Consider the following 4,973-nt stretch of genomic DNA (forward strand, 5'->3'; position numbering starts at 1 on the left):
CATATCGATCGCGGCGCTATGGCAAGGCACCGGGCTCGTCATGTGCCTGATGCTCGCCGGCCTGCGCGGCATCGATGAGGATATCTGGAAGGCAGCGCGGGTGGACGGGATTCCGATGTGGAAGACCTATCTGTTCATCGTCATTCCGATGATGCGGCCGGTCTTCATCACCACGCTGGTCATCATCGCCGCCGGCATCGTCAAGGTCTATGACCTGGTGGTGGCCCAGACCAGCGGCGGGCCCGGCATCGCCTCCGAGGTGCCGGCAAAATACGTCTACGACTACATGTTCTTCGCCCAGAACCTCGGCCAGGGCTTTGCCGCATCGACCATGATGCTGTTGTCGGTGGTGATCGTCATCGTGCCGTGGGCCTATCTCGAATTCGGAGGCAAGAAGCGTGTCTGAGCTTGCCATCCCCCTGCCCAGCACCGCCGATGCTCTCAGGCGCGAAGCCACGGAACCGAGCGGGCCGAAGCCGCGGCACGTGTTCTCGCGCCGCAACATCTTTCTCTATGGCACGCTGATCGTGGTGGCGGTCTACTACCTCCTGCCGCTTTATGTGATGGTCGTCACCTCGCTCAAGGGCATGCCGGAGATCCGCCTCGGCAACATCTTCTCGCCGCCGCTGGAGATCACCTTCGAGCCTTGGGTCAAGGCGTGGTCGCAGGCCTGCACCGGCCTCAATTGCGACGGGCTCTCGCGCGGCTTCTGGAATTCGGTGCGTATCACCGTCCCCTCGGTGATCCTGTCGATCGCGATCGCCTCGGTAAACGGCTACGCGCTCGCCAACTGGCGCTTCAAGGGTGCCGACACGTTTTTCGTCATCCTCATCGTCGGCGCCTTCATCCCCTATCAGGTGATGATCTACCCGATCGTCATCATCCTGCGCGAGATCGGCCTCTATGGCAGCCTGAGCGGCCTGGTGATCGTGCATTCGATCTTCGGCATGCCGATCCTGACGCTTCTGTTCCGCAACTATTTCTCCTCGATGCCGGAAGAGCTGTTCAGGGCGGCGCGCGTCGACGGCGCCGGCTTCTGGGGTATCTATCTGCGCATCATGCTGCCGATGTCGCTGCCGATCTTCGTCGTCGCCGTCATCCTGCAGGTCACCGGCATCTGGAACGACTTCCTGTTCGGCGTCGTCTACACGCGGCCGGACACTTATCCGATGACGGTGCAGCTCAACAATATCGTCAATTCGGTGCAGGGCGTGAAGGAGTACAACGTCAACATGGCCGCCACCATCCTGACCGGCCTCGTGCCGCTCATCGTCTACTTCATTTCCGGCAAGCTTTTCGTGCGCGGCATCGCCGCCGGCGCGGTGAAAGGATGATGATGGACATCGCCAATCCTAGCGTGTCGATCCAGGACCTGTCGCTGAATTTCGGGTCGGTGTCAGTGCTGGAGACTCTCAACCTCGACGTCGCCGAGGGAGAGTTCATCGTGCTGCTCGGGCCGTCGGGCTGCGGCAAGTCCACCCTGCTCAACTGCATCGCCGGCCTGCTCGACATCTCGGACGGTCGCATCTTCATCAAGGGCAAGAACGTCACCTGGGAAGAGCCCAAGGACCGTGGCATCGGCATGGTGTTCCAGTCCTACGCGCTCTATCCGCAGATGACGGTGGAGAAGAACCTCTCGTTCGGACTGCGCGTTGCCGGCGTACCGAAGGAAGAGATCGCCAAACGCATCGCGCGGGCGGCGGAGATCCTGCAGATCGAGCCGCTGTTGCAGCGCAAGCCTTCGGCGCTCTCCGGCGGCCAGCGCCAGCGCGTGGCGATCGGACGGGCGCTGGTGCGCGATGTCGATGTCTTCCTGTTCGACGAGCCGCTTTCCAATCTCGACGCCAAACTGCGCTCGGAACTGCGCGTCGAGATCAAGCTCCTGCACCGCAAGCTCGAGAACACGATGATCTACGTCACCCACGACCAGATCGAGGCGATGACGCTCGCCGACCGCATCGCCGTCATGAGGGGCGGGGTCATCCAGCAGCTCGATGCGCCACAGACGATCTACAACCGGCCAGTCAACCGCTTCGTTGCCGGCTTCCTCGGTTCGCCGGCGATGAACTTCATCGACGGCAGTCTGGAGAAGGACAACGGCAACTGGCATTTCGCCGTCGAGGATGTGCGCATTCCGCTTGGCACCTATGCCTTCGAGAAGGAGCCGGCGCCGGGACCGGCCGTGTTCGGCATCCGGCCCGAGCATGTAGCCTTCAACAGCGGCGCGGGCTGGCCGTTTTCGGCGACGGCGAATGTCGAGGTGGTGGAGCCGATGGGTTCCGACACGCTGGTCTGGCTTAAGCTCGGCGGGCAGAATTTCACCGTCAGGGGGACATCGGAGCGCACGCCAAGCAACGCGGATTCGGTCAGTATCGGTTTCGATCCGATGCGCGCCTCGCTCTTCGACGCCCAATCCGGCAACCGCCTTTAGATACATCCCAACAGATCCATCCCCCAAGTAAAAACGGAATAGAGACGATGAACTGGTCATTCCAACTTTATAGCGCCCGCAATTTCCAGCCGTGGGACGGCGTGCTGCAGACGCTCGGCAAGCTCGGTTACAGCCAGGTCGAAGGATTCGGCGGCGTCTATGATGATCCCAAGGCCTTCCGCGCCGAGCTCGACAAGAACCGGCTGGCCATGCCCACGGGGCATTTCTCGATCGACGCGCTGGAGAAGGACTTCGACGGCGTGCGCAAAATCGCCGATGCGCTCGGCGTCACGCTTTTGATCTGCCCCTATCTGGTCATCGAGCAGAGGCCGGCCGATGCCGCCGGCTGGCGCGGTTTCGGCGAACGGCTGGCCAAGGTGGGCGAGACGGCAAAGAAGGCCGGCTATGGCTTTGCCTGGCACAATCATGATTTCGAGTTCAAGAAGCTTGCCGACGGCTCGGTGCCACAGGACCACATGTTTGCCGTCGCGCCCGACATCGGCTGGGAGATGGACGTCGCGTGGGTGGTGCGTGGCGGCGAGGATCCGCTGCCCTGGATCGAGAAGCACGGCAAGCGCATCAGCGCCGTCCATGTCAAGGACATCGCCAAGCCGGGCGAAGGCCTTGACGAAGACGGCTGGTCGGATGTCGGCCATGGCACGATCGACTGGGCCGGCCTGATCAAGACGTTGCGGGCCAAGAGCGCCGCCAGGTACTTTGTCATGGAGCAGGACAACCCCAACGACATCGAGCGCTTCGCCCGCCGCTCCATTGCATCCGTCAAGGCTTACTAGGAACAATCGACATGGCAAAGAAACTGGGTATCGGCGTTATCGGCTGCGGCAACATCTCGAAAGCGTATTTCTCGCTGGCGCCGCTGTTCCGCGGCATCGAGATGCGCGCCTGCGCCGACATCAACATGGACGCTGCGAAGGCGCGGGCGAAGGAGTTCAAGCTGCGCGCCGAGACGGTCGAGGGGCTGCTCAAGGCGGACGATATCGACATTATCGTCAACCTGACGATTCCCGCGGTGCACTACGAGGTATCGAAAGAGGTGCTCGACGCAGGCAAGCATGTCTATTCGGAAAAGCCGTTCGTGCTGTCGATCAAGGAGGGGCTCGACCTGAAAGGCCGAGCCGAGAAGAAGGGACTGCGCATCGGCTCGGCGCCGGACACCTTCCTTGGCGGCGCGCATCAGCTGGTGCGCAACCTGATCGACACCGGCGCGCTCGGCAAGATCACCAGCGGCACCTGCCATGTGATGGGTCATGGCATGGAGCACTGGCATCCCAATCCGGACTTCTTTTTCCAGCCCGGCGCCGGCCCGGTTCTCGACATCGGGCCATATTACATCACCAATCTGATCCAGTTGGTCGGGCCGGTGAAGCAGGTCGCGGCCTTCGCCTCGACGCCGGCCAAGGAACGGACGATTTCGTCCAAACCGCGCGCGGGCGAGAAAATCCCGGTCAACACGCCGACCACCATCCACGGCTTGCTGGAATTCGAGAACGGTGCGGTGGTGACGCTCAACACCAGTTGGGATGTCTGGAGCCATGGTCATGCGCCGATGGAGCTCTATGGCGAGGCCGGATCAGTGTATGTGCCGGATCCCAATTTCTTCGGTGGCGACGTGCGTTTCACCGAGGCGGCGAAACCGGTCAAGAAGCTGCCGAAATGGAAGCATCCGTTCGGCGTCCCGAACGAAATGCATTCGCAAGGAATGATGGCCAACTACCGCACCGCCGGCCTCGCCGACATGGCGCTGGCGATCGCCGAGGGACGGCCGCATCGCTGTTCGATGGAGCTGGCGCTGCACGCCGTCGATGTGATGACCGGCCTGTTGCGCTCGGGCGAAACGGGCAAGTTCGTTGCCATGCAGACGACCTGCGAGCGGCCAGCCGCACTTGGCGTCAAGGAAGCAAAGGACCTGCTGGTCAAGAAGAAGTAGATCGCTGCGATTATCGATAATTTTTACCAGCCCTCTCCCGCTTCCCTTGGGGAGAGGGTAAAGGGTGGGCCGCAGGGCATGGTCATCGCGTTGCGGTGAACCATGCCCAATCCGTTCAGATGCGAGGATTTCCCATGCCCTACGTCGCCGCCGAAAACCGTTACGAGAAAATGCTCTACAACCGCTGTGGGCGGTCCGGCCTGAAGCTGCCCGCGATCTCGCTCGGGCTGTGGCACAATTTCGGCAACGACACGCCGCACAAGACCAAGCAGGCGATCGTGCGCCGGGCCTTCGATCTCGGCATCACGCATTTCGATCTCGCCAACAACTATGGTCCGCCGCCCGGCTCGGCGGAGACTGCCTTCGGTGAAATCCTGCGCACCGATTTCGCCGCCTATCGCGACGAGCTGATCATCTCGACCAAGGCCGGCTACGAGATGTGGCCGGGGCCATATGGCGAGTGGGGCGGGCGCAAATATGTGCTTGCCAGCCTCGACCAGAGCCTGAAGCGGATGGGCCTCGACTATGTCGACATCTTCTATTCGCACCGTTTCGACCCCGATACGCCGCTGGAAGAGACGATGGGCGCGCTCG

General features: G+C 62.0%; 6 protein-coding genes. All 6 read left to right on the forward strand.

Going from position 1 to position 4,973, the window contains the following annotated elements; all coding sequences use genetic code 11:
* A partial coding sequence (locus EN742_RS24385) for a sugar ABC transporter permease (RefSeq protein ID WP_148670226.1) occupies positions 1-406 on the forward strand: 406 nt, incomplete at its 5' end.
* A 7-nt stretch (positions 407-413) separates the two neighbouring features.
* The gene (locus EN742_RS24390) at positions 414-1,334 is read left to right on the forward strand and encodes a carbohydrate ABC transporter permease (RefSeq protein ID WP_245455782.1); all 921 of its coding nucleotides are present in this window, start codon (positions 414-416) and stop codon (positions 1,332-1,334) included.
* Positions 1,334-2,431 carry an ABC transporter ATP-binding protein gene (locus tag EN742_RS24395; protein WP_128333375.1) on the forward strand — a complete coding sequence of 366 codons (1,098 nt, stop codon included), beginning with the start codon at positions 1,334-1,336 and terminating at the stop codon, positions 2,429-2,431. Before EN742_RS24390 ends, EN742_RS24395 begins: the two co-directional genes overlap by 1 nt.
* Before the next feature lie 47 nt (positions 2,432-2,478).
* Complete coding sequence (locus EN742_RS24400; RefSeq protein ID WP_127405787.1) at positions 2,479-3,225, forward strand: sugar phosphate isomerase/epimerase; 747 nt, start codon at positions 2,479-2,481, stop codon at positions 3,223-3,225.
* Between the two features lie 11 nt (positions 3,226-3,236).
* Entirely contained in the window at positions 3,237-4,379 is a 1,143-nt protein-coding gene (locus EN742_RS24405) for a Gfo/Idh/MocA family oxidoreductase (protein ID WP_126058250.1), read from the forward strand.
* 134 nt (positions 4,380-4,513) lie between these two features.
* A partial coding sequence (locus tag EN742_RS24410; protein WP_189375549.1) for an aldo/keto reductase occupies positions 4,514-4,973 on the forward strand: 460 nt, incomplete at its 3' end.

The organism is Mesorhizobium sp. M4A.F.Ca.ET.020.02.1.1, assembly GCF_004022645.1.
GTDB lineage: Bacteria > Pseudomonadota > Alphaproteobacteria > Rhizobiales > Rhizobiaceae > Mesorhizobium.